At 63.1% G+C, this 15,939-nt stretch carries 16 protein-coding genes; 6 read left to right on the plus strand and 10 right to left on the minus strand.

Going from position 1 to position 15,939, the window contains the following annotated elements:
- Window positions 1-135: 135 nt before the first annotated feature.
- Genes BM151_RS17050 through BM151_RS17075 form a run of 6 tightly spaced genes read right to left on the minus strand, consistent with a single transcriptional unit; the run spans window position 136 to window position 6,450 of the window.
- Entirely contained in the window at window positions 136-876 is a 741-nt protein-coding gene (locus BM151_RS17050; protein ID WP_177213199.1) for an ABC transporter ATP-binding protein, read from the minus strand.
- A complete protein-coding gene (locus BM151_RS17055; RefSeq protein WP_090061949.1) occupies window positions 873-1,730 on the minus strand; it encodes an ABC transporter ATP-binding protein in 858 nt (285 codons plus the stop codon). Before BM151_RS17055 ends, BM151_RS17050 begins: the two co-directional genes overlap by 4 nt.
- Window positions 1,730-2,671 (minus strand): nickel transporter permease, encoded by a 942-nt coding sequence (gene nikC, locus BM151_RS17060; protein WP_090061950.1) that lies wholly within the window; start codon window positions 2,669-2,671, stop codon window positions 1,730-1,732. The genes BM151_RS17055 and nikC overlap by 1 nt, the downstream gene beginning before the upstream one ends.
- Window positions 2,671-3,744, minus strand: coding sequence for an ABC transporter permease (locus BM151_RS17065; RefSeq protein ID WP_425429568.1), 1,074 nt, complete (start codon window positions 3,742-3,744; stop codon window positions 2,671-2,673). Before BM151_RS17065 ends, nikC begins: the two co-directional genes overlap by 1 nt.
- Complete coding sequence (locus tag BM151_RS17070) at window positions 3,745-5,340, minus strand: ABC transporter substrate-binding protein (RefSeq protein ID WP_090061951.1); 1,596 nt, start codon at window positions 5,338-5,340, stop codon at window positions 3,745-3,747.
- A 48-nt stretch (window positions 5,341-5,388) separates the two neighbouring features.
- Complete coding sequence (locus BM151_RS17075) at window positions 5,389-6,450, minus strand: dipeptidase (RefSeq protein ID WP_090061952.1); 1,062 nt, start codon at window positions 6,448-6,450, stop codon at window positions 5,389-5,391.
- 109 nt (window positions 6,451-6,559) lie between these two features.
- On the opposite strand from BM151_RS17075, the gene BM151_RS17080 reads away from it, so the two are divergent.
- Entirely contained in the window at window positions 6,560-7,468 is a 909-nt protein-coding gene (locus BM151_RS17080; protein ID WP_090061953.1) for a LysR substrate-binding domain-containing protein, read from the plus strand.
- A 51-nt stretch (window positions 7,469-7,519) separates the two neighbouring features.
- Here BM151_RS17080 and BM151_RS17085 read toward each other — a convergent pair whose 3' ends face one another.
- Complete coding sequence (locus BM151_RS17085) at window positions 7,520-8,482, minus strand: LysR family transcriptional regulator (RefSeq protein WP_090061954.1); 963 nt, start codon at window positions 8,480-8,482, stop codon at window positions 7,520-7,522.
- 303 nt (window positions 8,483-8,785) lie between these two features.
- On the opposite strand from BM151_RS17085, the gene BM151_RS17090 reads away from it, so the two are divergent.
- From BM151_RS17090 to BM151_RS17110, 5 genes are all read left to right on the plus strand, one after another.
- On the plus strand, window positions 8,786-10,147 hold the full coding sequence (locus BM151_RS17090) for a Rieske 2Fe-2S domain-containing protein (RefSeq protein ID WP_090061955.1): 1,362 nt from the start codon (window positions 8,786-8,788) through the stop codon (window positions 10,145-10,147).
- The gene (gene benB, locus BM151_RS17095; protein ID WP_090061956.1) at window positions 10,144-10,644 is read left to right on the plus strand and encodes a benzoate 1,2-dioxygenase small subunit; all 501 of its coding nucleotides are present in this window, start codon (window positions 10,144-10,146) and stop codon (window positions 10,642-10,644) included. The genes BM151_RS17090 and benB overlap by 4 nt, the downstream gene beginning before the upstream one ends.
- Window positions 10,645-10,654: 10 nt before the next feature.
- Window positions 10,655-11,683 (plus strand): benzoate 1,2-dioxygenase electron transfer component BenC, encoded by a 1,029-nt coding sequence (benC, locus tag BM151_RS17100; RefSeq protein ID WP_090061957.1) that lies wholly within the window; start codon window positions 10,655-10,657, stop codon window positions 11,681-11,683.
- The gene (gene benD / locus BM151_RS17105) at window positions 11,680-12,468 is read left to right on the plus strand and encodes a benzoate diol dehydrogenase BenD (RefSeq protein ID WP_090061958.1); all 789 of its coding nucleotides are present in this window, start codon (window positions 11,680-11,682) and stop codon (window positions 12,466-12,468) included. Before benC ends, benD begins: the two co-directional genes overlap by 4 nt.
- A gap of 134 nt (window positions 12,469-12,602) precedes the next feature.
- On the plus strand, window positions 12,603-13,490 hold the full coding sequence (locus BM151_RS17110; RefSeq protein WP_090061959.1) for a LysR family transcriptional regulator: 888 nt from the start codon (window positions 12,603-12,605) through the stop codon (window positions 13,488-13,490).
- A gap of 16 nt (window positions 13,491-13,506) precedes the next feature.
- Here the strand turns inward: BM151_RS17110 and BM151_RS17115 are convergent, their stop codons facing one another.
- From BM151_RS17115 to BM151_RS17125, 3 genes are read right to left on the minus strand one after another with little or no spacing between them, the layout of a single operon-like run.
- Window positions 13,507-14,205: an ABC transporter ATP-binding protein gene (locus BM151_RS17115; RefSeq protein WP_090061960.1), complete on the minus strand. Its 699-nt coding sequence runs from the start codon at window positions 14,203-14,205 to the stop codon at window positions 13,507-13,509.
- Window positions 14,198-14,941 (minus strand): ABC transporter ATP-binding protein, encoded by a 744-nt coding sequence (locus tag BM151_RS17120; protein WP_090061961.1) that lies wholly within the window; start codon window positions 14,939-14,941, stop codon window positions 14,198-14,200. Before BM151_RS17120 ends, BM151_RS17115 begins: the two co-directional genes overlap by 8 nt.
- Window positions 14,934-15,938, minus strand: a complete 1,005-nt coding sequence (locus BM151_RS17125; RefSeq protein WP_090061962.1) for a branched-chain amino acid ABC transporter permease — start codon at window positions 15,936-15,938, stop codon at window positions 14,934-14,936. Before BM151_RS17125 ends, BM151_RS17120 begins: the two co-directional genes overlap by 8 nt.
- Between the last annotated feature and the right edge of the window lies 1 nt (window position 15,939).

Here is a 15,939-nt window from a genome sequence, read left to right on the forward strand (position 1 = left end):
AACCGGGCAACATCATCGGCTCAGCGGGCGGGCTTGTCGTCTCTCGGCAGCCGTGTCTGGACGGCTGCCGGAAATCTGCTTGAGACTTGTCGGGGCGTGAGGCGGCACAGCGCGCGCAAAGCCGTTCTTATACGCTCAGACCGAGGCTTGCAGCAGCTCTTGCGAATAGGCGTGCTGGGCCTGCATCCCGCGCAGCGCCGCGACATCCATGATCTCGACAATCTCGCCATGCCGCATCGCGGCCAGCCGGTCGCACATATGGCCGACCACCGACAGGTCATGGGAGACCATCAGATAGGTCAGGCCCCGGTCCTTGCGCAGATCGACCAAGAGATTGAGGATCTCCGCCTGCACCGAGACATCGAGGGCCGAGGTCGGTTCGTCCAGCAGCAACAGTTTCGGTTCGGGCGCCAGCGCCCGGGCGATGGCGACGCGTTGTCTCTGCCCGCCGGAGAGCTGGTGCGGATAGCGGAAGCGGAATTTCTGCCCGAGCCCGACATCGTCCAACAGCTTGACCACGCGCGCGTCGATGTCACGGAACCCGTGCAGCGCCAGGGTTTCGCCCAGCACCTGATCAACCGAATGGCGCGGGTGCAGCGAGGCATAGGGGTCCTGAAACACCATTTGCACGGTCTTGTAGAAGCTCTTGCGACGCTGTTTGCCGAGCCGTTCGCCATTGACCGTGATGCCGCCGGACCATTCGGGGGCAAGCCCGGTGATGGCGCGCAGGATGGTGGATTTGCCCGAGCCACTTTCGCCGACAAGGCCAAAGCTTTCACCCTCGGGTACGGAAAACTCCGCGCCCTTGACCGCGTCCACCCGGTTGTGGCCATGGCCGAACCAGACGTCGAGCTGTTTGATTTCAAGCATATTCATGATCGTCCACTCACGCTTGGGGCCTCGGACCAGGCGGGATCGCGCTGCAGCACTTCGAGATGATCGCGCGGCGCGTCGAGCCGCGGCAGCGAATTCAGGAGCCCGCGGGTATAGGGATGTTTCGCCTCGTGCAGCTTGTCGGCCTCACAGACCTCGACGACGCGCCCGGCATACATGATCAGCACCCGGTCGCAGAAATCGGCGACGAGGTTCAGGTCATGGCTGATGAAGATCAGCCCCATGCCGCGCTCGCGCACGAGCTTGTCCATGATGTCCAGGACCTGACGCTGCACCGAGACATCGAGCGCCGAGGTCGGCTCGTCGGCAATCAGGATTTCGGGGTTGGGGATCAGCATCATGGCGATCATGATCCGCTGGCCCATGCCGCCCGACATCTCGTGCGGATAGGCCCGCATCACCCGTTCGGGATCGCGGATCGACACCGCCTCCAGCATCTCGATCGATTTGGCATAGGCTTCCGATTTCGAGGCTTTGGAATGCAGCCGGTAGGCTTCCATGATCTGATCGCCGATGGTCATCACCGGGTTGAGCGAGAATTTCGGATCCTGCATCACCATGCTGATGCGCTTGCCGCGCACCTCGCGCATCTCCTTTTCGCTCAGCTGCAAAAGGTCCTGCCCTTCGAGCGAGATATGATCGGCCTCGACGACCCCCGGCGCCCGGATCAGGCGCAGGATCGAACGGCCGGTCATCGATTTGCCGGACCCGCTTTCGCCGACGATGCCGAGCCGTTCACGCCCCAGCGTGAAGGAGATGCCGCGCACCGCGTCAAAGACGCCGTTGCGGGTCGGGAACCTCACCCAGAGGTTTTCAACATCAAGAAGCGTCGACATCAGTCACCTGCTTTCGGATCGAGAACATCGCGCAGCCCGTCACCCAAGAGGTTGAAGGCCAGCGAGACGGTGAAAATGGCAAGCCCGGGCACGGTGGCGACCCACCAGTGATCGAGGATGAAACGGCGCCCTTCGGAGATCATCGCGCCCCATTCCGGGCTGGGCGGCTGGGCACCCAGGCCCAGAAAGCCTAGGCCCGCGGCGGCGAGGATGATCCCCGCCATATCGAGCGTCACCCGCACGATCAGGGACGAGATGCAGAGCGGCCAGATATGTTTGGTGATGATCCGGAAGGCGCCGGCGCCCTGCAGCTTGATCGCACTGATATAGTCGGAGCTGCGGATGGTCAGCGTCTCGGCCCGTGCCACCCGGGCATAGGGCGGCCAGGCGGTGAGCGAGATGGCGATCACCGCATTCTCGATGCCGGCCCCCAGCGCGGCGACAAAGGCCAGGGCCAGCACCAGCCGGGGAAAGGCCAGAAAGATATCGGTGATCCGCATCAGCACGGTGTCGACCCAGCCGCCGACATAGCCGGAGACGGTGCCGACCAGCAGGCCGACCAGCGGCGCGATCAGCGCCACGAGGGCGACGATATAGAGCGTGATCCGCGAGCCATAGATCAGCCGGGACAGGATATCGCGCCCCAGACTGTCGGTGCCGAACACGTGGCCTTCGGTCCAGAGCGGCAGGAGCCGGCTGCCGAGGTTCTGTTCGAACGGGTCATGCGGCGCCAGAAGCGGCGCGAAGAGCGCGACGAAGAGCAGCGCCACGAGGATGCCGAGCCCGATCATCGCCATGGTGTTGGCGCGGAACGACAGCCAGCCATGATAGAGCGCGGAGAGCTTGGCATGGCGCCGCGAGGTCGGCGTCTCGGTGAGCAGCCAGGCGCGGAGGCTTTGTGCCTCGGGGTTTTGCGTGTCGGGGCTATGGGTGTCAGACATTATTTCGCCCTCGGATCGAAGATCTTGTAGAGCAGATCGGAGAAGATATTGAGCAGGATGAAGATCAGCCCCACGACCACGGTACCGCCCAGGACGGCGCTCATGTCGGCGCTCAGAAGTGCGGTGGTGATATAGCTGCCGATGCCCGGCCAGCTGAAGATGATCTCGGTCAGCACGGAGCCTTCCAGGAGGCCGGCATAGCTCAGCGCGATCACGGTGATCAGCTGCACGCGGATGTTGCGAAAGGCGTGGCGCCAGATGACATGCCATTCCGACATGCCCTTGACCCGTGCGGTGGTGACGTATTCGGCGCTCAGCTGTTCGAGCATGAAAGAGCGCGTCATGCGGCTGATATAGGCCAGCGAGTAGTAGCCCAGGAGCGAGGCGGGCAGGATGATATGGCTGAACGCGTCGCGGAAGACCTCGAGATTGCCGTCGATCAGACTGTCGAGGAGGATCATCCCGGTCACCGGCGGCACCACATCGGCGTAGAAAATGCCGACACGTCCCGGCCCGCCGACCCAGCCCAGCACGCCGTAGAACACCAGAAGCCCCATCAGACCGAGCCAGAAAATCGGCATCGAATAGCCGATCAGGGCGACGACGCGGGCGATCTGGTCGATCCACGATCCTTTGCGCACGGCGGCCAAGACGCCCAGCGGCACCCCGAACAGGATGCCGATCGTGATGCCGAGGGTGGCGAGCTCGAGCGTCGCGGGGAACACGCGGGCGATGTCTTGCGAGACCGGGTGAGCGGTCAGGAGCGAGGTGCCGAAGTCGAGATGCAGCACATCCCAGAGATAGTAGAAAAACTGAACGATCAGCGGCTTGTCGAGCCCGAGCTGGTGATAGACCGCATCATAGGTGCTCTGTGAAGCGCGCTCGCCAACGATCGCCAGAACCGGGTCGATCGGCATGACGCGGGCGATGATGAAGGTCACGAACAACAGCCCCAGAAGCGTCACCGCGACAGAGCCGAGCGTGCGCAGCGTGGTCTTGAGCAGGGGCCATAAAGCGTGAGAGAGAGGCGCCCGGCCCGGGCGCCTCCCGTTCGACATGTCTTGCGCAGACATTTACTTGGTGACCTGCCAGTAGGCGGCGGAGGTGACGGCCTGACCGGTGGAGAAGTTCATGACATTCTCCTGCAGCGCCGATTGTTCGATCTGTTGGAACATGATGGCAAAGGGCGAGGTCTCGCGGAACTCGGCCTGAATGTCCTGATACATCTTGATCCGCGTGTCGCGGTCGGTCTCGGTGACCGCCGCGGCGGTTTTCTCGGTCAGATCGCCCGGGTTCCAGGCCGTGCGCCAGGCCAGAAGGCCGGTGGCATTCGCCGCGTCGCTGTTGTCCGGGTTATAGGCAAAGGTGCCGGCATTGGTCTGCGGATCCGGGTAGTCCGGGCCCCAGGCGCCGAGATAGACGTCGAGATCGCGGGCGCGGAAGCGGCCGAGGATCTGTTTCGCCGTGCCGACGGTGATGTTGAGCTTGATACCGGCCTGCGCCAGCGTGTTCTGCAGCGATTGCGCGATCTCGATGCGTTCCTGGGCCTCGCGGACACCGGCTTCGATCTCGAGCCCTTCGACACCGGCTTCGGCCAGAAGTGCCTTGGCTTTCTCGATGTTGAGCGAGAACGGGTTCTCGTCGGAGGCGCCGAGATAGGTGGCGGGCAGGAAGTTCTGATGGATCGTGTACTGACCCTTCAGGAAGCTGTTCTGCATGCCTTCGTAATCGATCAGATATTTGAAGGCCTGACGCACTTCCGGTTTCGACAGCACCGGATGGTTGCCATTGAGCGCGATATACATCAGGCGGCCCTTGAGCTCGTCCTCGACCTTGAGGCCGTCCATCTCCATCACGCCGGCGATGTCCTCGGGGTTGAGGTTGCGGGCGATGTCGATGTCGCCGCGCTCGAGCAGGAGACGCTGCGAGGCGCTTTCGATCACGTGACGCACGATCACCCGTTCCATCGCCGGGGCGCCGCCGTAATAGTCGGGGTTGGAAACAAGCGTGACGCTCTCGTTGGGTTTCCAGCTGCCCAGAGTGTAGGGGCCGGAGCCTGCCGAATTGGTCTTGAGCCAGGTGTTGCCCATGTCGCCATCGACCTCATTGGCCATCACCAGCTCCATGTCGACGATGCCGCCGATGGTCGCGGTCAGACAGTTGAGCACAAAGGAGGTGGCGTATTTCTTGTCGGTGGTGATGATCAGCTTGTTGCCCTCGGCCTTGATCGTCTCCGCCACGTTTTCCGGGGTAAAGCCGAACTGGGTCAGGATGAAGGCCGGAGTTTTGTTCAGGATCACCGCGCGTTGCAGCGAAAACGCTGCATCTTCCGCACGCACCGGGTTGCCGGAATGGAATTTCACACCTTCGCGCATCGTAAAGGTGATGGTCATGCCATCCTCGGAGACCTCCCAGCTTTCCGCCAGATCAGGCTTGTAGCCCGCGCTCAGGTCCGCCGGGTCGAGATAGACCAGACGGCCATAGACGTTGCGGCTGACATCGGAGCCGGCGAATTCAAAGCTCTCGGCCGGGTCCAGCGTGGTGATGTCGTCGATCCGGTGGGCAATCACCAGCATGTTGGCCGGGGTCTCGGCCCAGGCGCCAAAAGAGGACACACTCACGGCAAGCCCGAGGGCTGCACCGCACAGCAAACGATTCATTACATTCATTTTACTCTCTCCTGTTGGATTTTTGTCTTCACATGTGCTGGTGCGGGGTTATTGCCCCCAGGTTTTTTTCAGCACGCGCAGCCAGTTTTCGTGGCACAGCTTGGCGATCAAGGCGTCGCCATATCCGTGTTGTGCCATCGCCTGTCTCAGTTTGGGCAAGCCTGCGCAGGTGGTCAGATCCGGCGGCACCACGGCACCGTCGTAATCGGAGCCCATGCCGACCCGGTCCTCGCCCAGATGGGTGATCAGGTGATCGAGGTGCCGCAGCATTTGCTCAAGCGGCACATCGGGGATCATCCGCCCATCCTCGCGCAGAAACGCCACGGCGAAATTCAGTCCGACCATGCCGTCGCTGTCGCGGATGGCGGCCAGTTGATCGTCGGTCAGGTTGCGGCTGTGCGGGCAGATCGCATAGGCGTTGGAATGGGTGGCGACCAGAGGTGCGTCCGACAGTTTCGCGACATCCCAGAACCCCGCCTCGTTGAGATGCGACAGGTCGATCATGATGCCCATCTCGTTGCAGGCCTTGACCAGGCGCTTGCCATCCTCGGTCAGTCCCGGTCCGGTGTCGCCGGTGCTCGGGTAGCGAAACGGCACGCCATGGCCAAAGATGGTCGAGCGGCTCCACACCGGCCCGAGCGAGCGCAGCCCGGCCTGATAGAGCACCTCGAGCGTGTGGAAATCCGGATCGATCCCCTCGGCCCCCTCGATATGGAAAATCGCCGCCATCTTGCCCTCTTCGAGGCAGGCGCGGATATCGGCGGCGCTGCGGCAGATTTTCAGCGCGCCGAGCTTTTCCATCTCGAACAGGATCGCGGACTGCGCCATCACCACTTCGATTGCGTCTTTCCAGGCGATCGGGTCCGGCAGCGGCATGTCGTAGCGCGGCTTTGTCATCTCGTCGAATTTGAGCGCCCGGTCGGTCGGCGAGGGCACGTAGACGGCGAAGAAGCCGCCGCCAAATCCGCCCGCCTGCGACTTCGGCAGGTCAATGGCGCCCTCGCAACCACTGATAAAGCTCTCGGCTGCGGCCAGGCCGCCAGCCCGGTAAAGTTTCAGCAAAACATCATTATGTCCGTCAAAGACGGTCGGCGTAGTCTCGAATGCCATTGGAATTCCGTTCCTGTGTGTCCCGTTACAGTAGGAAATGATTTCTCATAGGAAACAAAAATATGTATGATAATAACTCATACGATTATGAGCTTCGCGCAGAGAGACGATGGCAGCTAAAACTTGGCACAGTCTGCCCGAATATCAGGCACTTCGTGCATTGATGGAATGCGGGACCACCTCGGAGGCCGCGAATCGGCTGGGTCTGTCGCAATCCGCGATCAGCCGGTCCATCGCCTCTCTGGAGGCCCGCACCGGGCGCATCCTGTTCGAACGCGATGGCCGGTTGTTGCGCCCGACCAACGAGGCGGCGCAGCTCAACCTGCGCCTCGATGCGCTGTTCGATGCTTTGGAAAAGCTCGATCACCCGACCGAGCTGGAGCAGGAAACCTTGCAGATCATCGCGCCGCCGACCTATGCCCATCGCTATCTCGTGCATCACATCGCGGGGTTTCTGAAGGCCAATCCGCATTTCTATGTCGGGCTCGAGGTGGCCGCCTCCGACATGGTCGCCCGCGGCATTCTCGACGAGCGCTATGATCTGGGCTTTCTCGGGGTGGAACTGCCGCGTGACGGGATCAAGCTGACGCCGTTTCGGACATCGAACGCCGTTTGTGTCATGCCGCACGGGCATCCGCTGGCCGATCATGCGATCATTCATCCCGAGGATCTGGACGGGCAGAACCTCATCGCCCTGAGCCGGCGTCACGCCCGGCGTGCCGAGCTCGAGAAAGTGCTTCAGGCCTGTCGAAGCGCCCCGAATGTCGTGGCCGAGGTCTCGACCTCTTTCGCCGCTGTCGATCTGGCGCGCGAGGGGCTGGGCCTGTCCATCGTCAACCCGTTTCCGGTGGTGCATTACCGGGCCGAAGACGTGGTGTTCCGGCCCTTCGCCTCGCAAATCCGCTACAGCACCTATTATGTGACGCCGAAACATCGCCCGACCACGGCGATCGCGCGGGCCTTTGTGCAGCATCTGCAGCTGCACACGGCCAAGGACACGTTCTCGCAAAAGGCCTAGCCCGCCGGCCCGCCGTATCCGGGGCAAACTCCGCAGATCGTGCCGAACGGCTCAGTGCCCGGGCGGTGTCGTGGCAGCCGCGCCGCGTTTTTCCAGCTCCTTGCGCAGCCCTTCCGGCGCGGCATAGCCCCAGCCGGGATACATGCCGCAGATCACCTCCATCATCTGGCGGATCGGGCGCGAACTGTCGTCGCGACGAAAGCTCATGAAGATCGGCGAGGTGGCATGTTCCTCGATCGGGCGAAAGCACAGCCCGTCCATGCGCGAGCGCCGCACCGCCTCGGGCACGAGCGCGATGCCTTCTTCGGCCGCCACCAGCCCGATGGCGATGTGCAATTCGCGCGCCTCATGGGCGATATTGGGCGAAAGCCCATGATCATGAAACACGGTCAGCACCTGATCGGCATAGCTCGGGCGCGGCTGGCTCGGGTAGAGGATCTGCGGCTCCTGGGCGATGCGGGTCAGGGGCAGCGGGCTGCATTCGCGGGCCAGCGGGTGGGTCTCGGGCAGCGCCACCAGCATGTCCTCTTCGCGCAGCAGCACCCGGGTGATGCCCGGATCTTCGAACCGCTGGGTGCCGAAGCCGGCATCGATGCGCCCCTCCTTGAGCGCCGGGATCTGTTCCAGACTGCTCATCTCGATCAGGTTGATCTCGACATCCTGCGCCACCTTGCGAAAGCCGCGGATGAGCGCCGGAAAGCGGCCGTACATGGTCGAGGCGACAAAGCCGAAGACGACGCTGCGCTTGCCGGACTGTGCCGAGCGCTCGATCATCTGTTTCGCGGCTTCGGCGTGGGCGAGGATCTGTTCGGCCTGTTTCAGAAACAGCCGCCCGGGTGCGGTGAGTTTCAGGGGCCGGACAGAGCGGTCGATCAGCTCCGTGCCCATCTCCGCCTCCAGCATCTGGATCTGACGGCTCAGTGGCGGCTGGGCCATATGCAGCTTTTCGGCGGCGCGGGAAAAATTCCGCTCGCTCGCCACCGCCACGAAATAGCGGAGCTGGCGCATCTCCATACTATACCCTCCCCGTATAGAAACAGATGAACTTGGTCTTGGATTTTCTATCCCATGCCGCCCACACTGGTCCAATCTTGTTTGGATGCGGCGGCAGGAGGAGCGGCCGTTTGGGAGGTATCACCTGATACCATAAAGGTTTCAAAGAGGCGTGACTGGCCTCTTCACCCCCGCGAGGGGGATGGATCTCTACATGCTGTCGTCAGCTGCAGCGCAGCGATCCGTGCACCTTCCTGCCGGTCCGAACGGGACAGCATAAGGCCGTGCCAGGAGGCACAGGTCCGCCAAAACTGGAGGAAACGCATGACCAGCACGCTCAGAGACCGCATTACGGGCGCCGTCGAGGAAGACGAAAACGGCATCCACCGCTGCCGCCGGGATATTTTCACCGACGAACAGATCTACGATCTGGAGATGAAGCACATTTTCGAGAATGGCTGGGTCTATCTGGCGCATGAGAGCCAGATCCCGGAGCCGAACGACTATTTCACCACCTGGATCGGCCGGGTTCCGATCGTCATCACCCGGGACAAAGAGGGCGAGTTGCACGCGGTGATCAACGCCTGTGCCCATCGCGGCGCGATGCTGTGCCGTCGCAAACACGGCACGAAATCGAGCTTCACCTGCCAGTTCCACGGCTGGACCTTCTCCAACACCGGCAAGCTGTTGAAAGTGAAGGACGGCAAGACCGGCGGCTATCCCGAAGGCTTCAACAAGGACGGTGCGCATAACCTGAAACAGGTCGCCCGGTTCGGCAGCTACAAGGGCTTTCTCTTCGGCAGCCTGACGGCCGATGTGCCGGATCTCGAGGAGCATCTTGGCGAGACAAAGGTAATCATCGACCAGATCGTCGATCAGGCGCCCAATGGGCTCGAAGTGCTGCGCGGCAACTCCAGCTATACGTTCGACGGCAACTGGAAGCTGCAAATGGAAAACGGCGCCGATGGCTATCATGTCAGCTCCGTGCACTGGAACTATGCCGCCACCATGGGCCACCGCAAGGACGAGGGCACCAAGGCGGTCGATGCCAATGGCTGGTCGAAAAGCACCGGCGGCGTTTACGGTTTCGAGCGCGGTCATATCCTGTTGTGGACCCGGACGCTGAACCCCGAGGTGCGCCCGGTCTGGAACCACAAGGCCGAACTCGAGGAGCGTCTCGGCAAGGAGAAGACCGAATTCATCACCAGCCAGACCCGCAACCTCGCGCTCTATCCGAATGTCTATCTGATGGATCAGTTCTCGACCCAGATCCGCGTGGTGCGCCCGATCAGCGTCGATAAGACCGAGATCACCATCTATTGCTTTGCCCCGGTGGGCGAACCGGCCGAGGAACGCGCCACCCGCCTGCGCCAGTACGAAGATTTCTTCAACGTCTCCGGCATGGGCACCCCCGACGATCTCGAGGAATTCCGTGCCTGTCAGACCGCTTACGCTGCGGCCGACGACATCTGGAACGACCTGAGCCGGGGCGCCACGCGCTGGATCGAGGGTCCCGATGACAACGCCAAGGCCATGGGCATGACCCCGATCCTGAGCGCCGAGCGCGCCGAAGACGAGGGGCTGTTCGTGCGCCAGCACGAATATTGGTCCGAACTGCTGCTCGACGCGCTCGACAAGGAGGGGGCCGCAACCCCGGTCGCCGCGACTGAGGAGGTGATGGCATGAACGCGCTGGTGAAATCCGATCTCGAACAGATCGCCGCCTTTCTCTACCGTGAAGCCCGGCTTCTGGACGACCGCGACTGGGATGCCTGGGTCGAGTGCTACGCGTCCGAGGCCACGTTCTGGATGCCGTCCTGGGACGATGACGACCAGCTCGTGGAAGATCCGCAGAGCCAGGTCTCGCTGATCTATTATCCGAACCGTCAGGGGCTTGAGGACCGAGTGTTCCGGATCAAGACCGAACGCTCCGGCGCCACCATGCCGGAACCGCGCACCAATCACATGATCACGAACATCGAGATCGTGGAACGGCGCGAACAGGATCTCGATCTGCGCTTCAACTGGCACACGCTGAGCCACCGCTATCAGACCACGATGAGCTTTTTCGGCACCTCCTATTACACGCTCGACCTGTCGGGCGAGACGCCAAAAATCACCGCCAAGAAGGTGGTGCTGAAGGATGATTACATCCATCAGGTCATCGACGTGTACCACGTCTGAGGAGGGGCAGATGAGCTATCGTATTGCCCTCAATTTCGAGGATGGGGTGACCCGTGTGATCGACTGTAACCCGATGGAGACCGTGATGGACGCGGCCTATCGGCAAAAGGTCAACCTGCCGGTCGATTGTTCCGACGGCGTCTGTGGCACCTGCAAATGCCGCTGTGAAGAAGGCGCCTATGATCTCGGCGACGACTATCTCGACGAGGCGCTCTCCGAAGGCGAGGCCGCCGAAGGTCTGGTGCTCTCGTGCCAGATGGTGCCGGAAGGCGATTGTGTGATCTCCGTACCGGTGCCCTCGTCGAGCTGCAAACTCGCCCCCTCGGTCTACACCGGCGAGATCACCACGCTTGAACAGGTCTCTCCCAGCACGATTGTGTTGGGGGTGACCCTGCCGAAACCCGGGGCGCTTGATTTTCTGCCCGGGCAATATGTCAATATTGCCGTGCCGGGTCTGGGCGTGACGCGCTCCTATTCCTTCAGCTCCGCGCCGGGCGCCGATGAGGCCATGTTCCTCATTCGCAATGTGCCCGGCGGCGCGATGAGCCGCTATCTGAGTGAGGTGGCGAAACCCTGCGACACGCTGGAATTCACCGGGCCTTACGGCAGTTTCTTCCTGCGCGAACGCAAGCGTCCGGTGGTGATGCTGGCGGGCGGAACCGGGCTTGCGCCCTTGCTGTCGATGCTCGAGGTCATGGCCGAGAAGGGCGAGACCGACACGCCGGTGCATCTGATCTACGGCGTCACCTCGGATATCGATCTGGTGGAAACCGACCGGATCGAGGCGCTGGCCGACCGTCTGCCCAATCTCACCTGGGCGGCGACCGTGGCGGATGCGGCGAGTACGCACCCGCTCAAGGGCTATGTCACGCATCACCTCACGGACGCCCAGCTCAACGACGGTGAGGTCGATCTCTACCTCTGCGGGCCGCCGCCGATGGTCGAGGCCGTGCGCGGCTTTCTCAGGGACAAGGGCGTCACCCCCGCCAGTTTCCATTACGAGAAATTCACCCCTAACGAGGCGGAGGCCGCAGCATGATCTGTCCCGGACGTTTCGCGGGCAAGGTCATGGTCATCACCGGCGCGGCCCAGGGCATCGGTCGGGGCGTCGCTGCCCGGGCCTGTGCCGAGGGGGCGGATGTGGTGCTGGCCGACCGGGCGGAATTCGTCGCGGAGGTGGCCGAAGAGATCGCCACGACCGGGCCGGGCCGCGCCACTTCTGTGGTTGCCGATCTCGAGAGCTACGAGGGCGCAGAGGCGGTCATGGCGGCGGCCGAGGCGGCCTTTGGTGGCATCGACATTCTCGTCACCTGCGTCGGCGGTGCGATCCGCATGCGGCCCTATGGCGCCTTCGAGCCGGAGCAGATCTCGGCAGAGATTCAACGCTCGCTGATGCCGACGCTCTGGGCCTGTCACGCGGTTCTGCCCGCGCTCCGGACCCGGGGCGGCGGGGTGATCGTCAATGTCTCCTCGAATGCCACCCGCGGCATCCACCGTGTGCCCTATTCGGCCGCGAAAGGCGGCGTCAACGCGATGACCGCTTCGCTCGCCATGGAGCTGGCCGAGGAGAATATCCGGGTCGTGGCCACCGCACCGGGCGGCACCGAAGCCCCGCCGCGCCGGGTGCCGCGCAATGCGGCAGGCGACAGCGCCGAGGAGCAGGCTTGGATGGCCGAAGCGGTCGCACAGGTCACCGGCTCCACCATGATGAAGCGCTACGGCACGCTCGATGAACAGGTCGCGCCGATCCTGTTTCTGGCCTCGGAGGATGCCGGCTATGTCACCGCCTCCACCCTCGTGGTGGCTGGTGGCGACACCGGCTAGGCCGGAAGATCACGCGGGACAGTCCTGCCGCCGGGAGACCGGGGGCGGGGTCTCGCGTGCATCCCCATGACAGATATCCGGCCCGGACACGCGGGGCCGGTCGCCAGATGCGTTCATTGGGAAGGGAGGCCCGTATGAACTTCAAGCAACTCACCTATTTCATTGCCGTCGCCGAGGAATTGCATTTCGGACGCGCGGCGGAACGGCTCGACATGGCGCAACCGCCCCTCAGCCGTCAGATCAAACTGCTCGAAGAGAGCCTCGGCGTGGTGCTGATCAACCGCTGCCGCAACGCCACCAGCCTGACCCAGGCGGGCGAGCGTCTTCTGGACCGGGCCCAGTCGATCATGGAACAGCTCAACGACACGCGGCTCGAGGTCAAACGCCTCGGGCAGGGGGCGGAGGGACGGCTGCGCGTCGGCTTTGTCGGCTCGGCCACGTTCGGCATCCTGCCCAATATCCTGAAATCCTACCGCGCCGCCTATCCGGATGTGAACCTGAGCCTCATCCCGATGAACAATGCGAAACTGCATCGGGCGCTGGTGGCGCGCGAGATCGATGTCGCCTTCACCCGCCCGGCGCTCGCGGACAGCGAGATCTCGGCCCGCACCCTGACCGAAGAGGATCTGATCGTGGCGGTGCCCGACACGCTCGATACCGGCGGGCGCAGCGTCGATCTCGCCGCGCTGGAGAAGCCGAATTACATCCTCTATCCGGAGTTCCCGCGCCCGAGCTATGCCGATCTGGTGTTGCAATGCTGTGAGGCGCAGGGGCTCGACACCTCGCGCCGGGTCTGGACGATGGACATTCAGACCGCGCTCAGCCTGGTGGCGATCGGCGAGGGCATCTGTGTGGTGCCGGCCTCTCTCGGGACGGCGCAGCGCAATGGCGTGCGCTTTCGGCCGATCCGCACACCTCTGGGGGTGACGACGCTGGCGCTCAATGCGCGGATCGACGCGCAGGGGGTGCATGTCTGCAATTTCAAGCGCATCGCTCAATTGGTCGCACGCAAGACCAGCTGACGCGCCCGCCATCGTCTCAGACCCCGAGCCAGTTGTGCTGGGCCGCCTCATCGGCGCGGATTTCCTCCGCGCTACCGGTCCAGACCGCCTGACCCTTGCTCACCACCACCACATCGTCGGCCAGAGAGGTGGCAAAGCCGAAATTCTGTTCGACCAGGATCATCGACAGGCCTTGGTGTTTCAGCTCCAAGAGCTTGTCGTGGATCAGCTTGACGATGATCGGGGCAAGCCCCTCGGTCGGCTCATCGAGGATCAGAAGCCGTGGGTTCATCAGAAGCGCCCGGGCGATGGCGAGCATCTGCTGTTCGCCGCCCGACAATTGCGTGCCGCCATTCTCCATCCGCTCGCCCAAGCGCGGAAAGAGATCGAGCACCCGCTCCATCGTCCAGTCGCTGTCCTTGGTGCCAAAGCGTTTGGCGGTGATCTCGAGATTCTCGCGCACCGTGAGCGAGGGGAAGATATCCCGCGTCTCCGGCACATAGGCGATGCCCATGCGGGCGATCTCATAGGGGGTGCGGCCCATCTTTTGCCCGTCAAAGGCGATCTCGCCCTCGCGGGTGGGCAAGAGCCCCATGATGGTCTTGAGCGTGGTGGATTTGCCGGCGCCGTTGCGGCCGAGTATGGCCAGAACCCGGCCCTGTTCGGCACGCAGGCTCAGCCCGTGGAGCACCTGCGTTTCGCCATAGCCCGAGGCGACGGATTGTAGGTCAAGCATCTTCCCAGCTCCCCAGATAGATCTCTTTCAGAAGTTTCGAACCGCGCGCCGCGTCCGGCAGCCCGTCGAACACCACCTCGCCGTAGTTCAGAACGGTGATCGTGTCGGCGACGTCAAAGGCGAGATCCATGTCATGCTCGATGATCAACAGCGTCAGATCGCGTGGCAGGTCATTGAGCAGCTCGTGAAACCCCTTGGCCATTTCCGGGCCGACGCCACTTGTCGGTTCGTCCATCAGCAACACGAGAGGCCGGGTGGCGAGCGCCACGCCGACCTCCAATTGTCGCCGTACGCCGTAGCTCACTTCGGAGACTTTCGCGTGCAGATAGGGCATGAGCCGGACCTGTTCGGCCACCTCTTCGACGATCTCGCGCACCTCCGGCGTGGCGAGGCTGTCGCCCCAGAGCCGGGTCGCCGATCCGGTGTGGACGGCGGCGGCCAGCCCGAGATTTTCCTCGACCGTCAGCCCGTCGAACAGCGTGTTCTTTTGATAGCTGCGCGACAGGCCGCGGCGGGCGCGTTTGGCGACCGGCAGGGCAGTGACATCCTCACCCGCCAAAAGCACCGCGCCGCTGTCGGGGGTGAGTTCGCCGACCAGAAGGTTAAAGAGCGTGGTCTTGCCCGCGCCATTGGGGCCAAGGATGACACGGCGCTCGCCGCGTTCGAGCTTGAGCGACACGTCACGGGTGACATGGACGGCGCCGAAACTTTTGTCGAGATTGCGGGTCTCAAGCATCGGTGGGAACCTCCTCTGCATCGGATTTTCGGGTCAGATCGGAGAGGCGACGCTCCAGACGCGCGCCCCAGCGGGCTTCGATCCAGCCAAAGAGGCCATTGGCGCGGCTCATCACCACGGCGATCAGCAAGACGCCGACAACGAGATGCCAATAGCTGGTCACATTGCTGACCTCGTGTTTCAGGACGACAAAGGCGGCGGCACCGATCATTGGTCCGACGAGCGTGCCGAGGCCCCCGAGGATCACGACGACCAGCGCTTCGCCCGATACCGTCCAGGCCAAGGGGCCGGGGGAGATATACATGACATGCTGGGCTGCGAGGGCACCCGCCAGTCCGGCGATCATGCCGGAGAGGCCGAAGACATCCGCCTTGATGCGCCAGACGGTGAGACCCAGCGCGCGCATGCGCTGCTCGTTGTGCATGACGCCGATGAGCGAACGACCGAGGCCTGAGCGCAGGATCAGCACTGCCGCGCCATAGCTCGCCGCCAGAAGCAAGAGACAGAACAGTGCAAAGCTGCGGCTGTCATTGAGATCGAGACCGATCAGAGTCAGATCAAGCCGAGGAATGCCGCCCATGCCGTCGTCACCGCCAAAGAGCGGCGCTTCGAACACGTAGGAATAGGCCATCTGCCCGAAGGCCAGCGTCGCCATGATGAAATAAATGCCATGGCTGCGCGCGCCGATCGCGCCGATCACCCAGGCCGCGACGCCTGTGATGGCGATGGCACCGGCCATGGCCACCGGTGGTGCGATGCCGGCCTTGGTGGTGAGGATGGCATAGGCATAGGCCCCGAGGCCCATCAGCGCGCCGTGGCACAAAGACACCATGCCGCCAAAGCCCGCGACCATGTCGAGTGCCAGTACCAGCATGGCCAGAAGCAGGATCTCGGTGAGCACTTCGAGGCCGAAATAGCCGGCGGTGACGGCCTGGGCAAAGGCACCTGCGGCCAGAAGGATGAGCGCGGTGTAGCGCAGAGCGGTGTGTTGAAACATC

The sequence above is a fragment of the Celeribacter neptunius genome (genome assembly GCF_900113955.1).
Classification (GTDB): domain Bacteria; phylum Pseudomonadota; class Alphaproteobacteria; order Rhodobacterales; family Rhodobacteraceae; genus Celeribacter; species Celeribacter neptunius.

Bases quoted from the DNA above. Each gene is read 5' to 3' on its own strand.
- BM151_RS17120 (WP_090061961.1), bottom strand. From the start codon at position 14,941: ATGCTTGAGACCCGCAATCTCGACAAAAGTTTCGGCGCCGTCCATGTC.
- BM151_RS17070 (WP_090061951.1), bottom strand. From the start codon at position 5,340: ATGAATGTAATGAATCGTTTGCTGTGCGGTGCAGCCCTCGGGCTTGCC.
- BM151_RS17075 (WP_090061952.1), bottom strand. From the start codon at position 6,450: ATGGCATTCGAGACTACGCCGACCGTCTTTGACGGACATAATGATGTT.
- BM151_RS17050 (WP_177213199.1), bottom strand. From the start codon at position 876: ATGAATATGCTTGAAATCAAACAGCTCGACGTCTGGTTCGGCCATGGC.
- BM151_RS17085 (WP_090061954.1), bottom strand. From the start codon at position 8,482: ATGGAGATGCGCCAGCTCCGCTATTTCGTGGCGGTGGCGAGCGAGCGG.
- BM151_RS17125 (WP_090061962.1), bottom strand. From the start codon at position 15,938: ATGTTTCAACACACCGCTCTGCGCTACACCGCGCTCATCCTTCTGGCC.
- BM151_RS17080 (WP_090061953.1), top strand. From the start codon at position 6,560: ATGGCAGCTAAAACTTGGCACAGTCTGCCCGAATATCAGGCACTTCGT.
- benD (WP_090061958.1), top strand. From the start codon at position 11,680: ATGATCTGTCCCGGACGTTTCGCGGGCAAGGTCATGGTCATCACCGGC.
- BM151_RS17090 (WP_090061955.1), top strand. From the start codon at position 8,786: ATGACCAGCACGCTCAGAGACCGCATTACGGGCGCCGTCGAGGAAGAC.
- BM151_RS17065 (WP_425429568.1), bottom strand. From the start codon at position 3,744: ATGTCTGCGCAAGACATGTCGAACGGGAGGCGCCCGGGCCGGGCGCCT.
- benB (WP_090061956.1), top strand. From the start codon at position 10,144: ATGAACGCGCTGGTGAAATCCGATCTCGAACAGATCGCCGCCTTTCTC.
- BM151_RS17115 (WP_090061960.1), bottom strand. From the start codon at position 14,205: ATGCTTGACCTACAATCCGTCGCCTCGGGCTATGGCGAAACGCAGGTG.
- benC (WP_090061957.1), top strand. From the start codon at position 10,655: ATGAGCTATCGTATTGCCCTCAATTTCGAGGATGGGGTGACCCGTGTG.
- nikC (WP_090061950.1), bottom strand. From the start codon at position 2,671: ATGTCTGACACCCATAGCCCCGACACGCAAAACCCCGAGGCACAAAGC.
- BM151_RS17110 (WP_090061959.1), top strand. From the start codon at position 12,603: ATGAACTTCAAGCAACTCACCTATTTCATTGCCGTCGCCGAGGAATTG.
- BM151_RS17055 (WP_090061949.1), bottom strand. From the start codon at position 1,730: ATGTCGACGCTTCTTGATGTTGAAAACCTCTGGGTGAGGTTCCCGACC.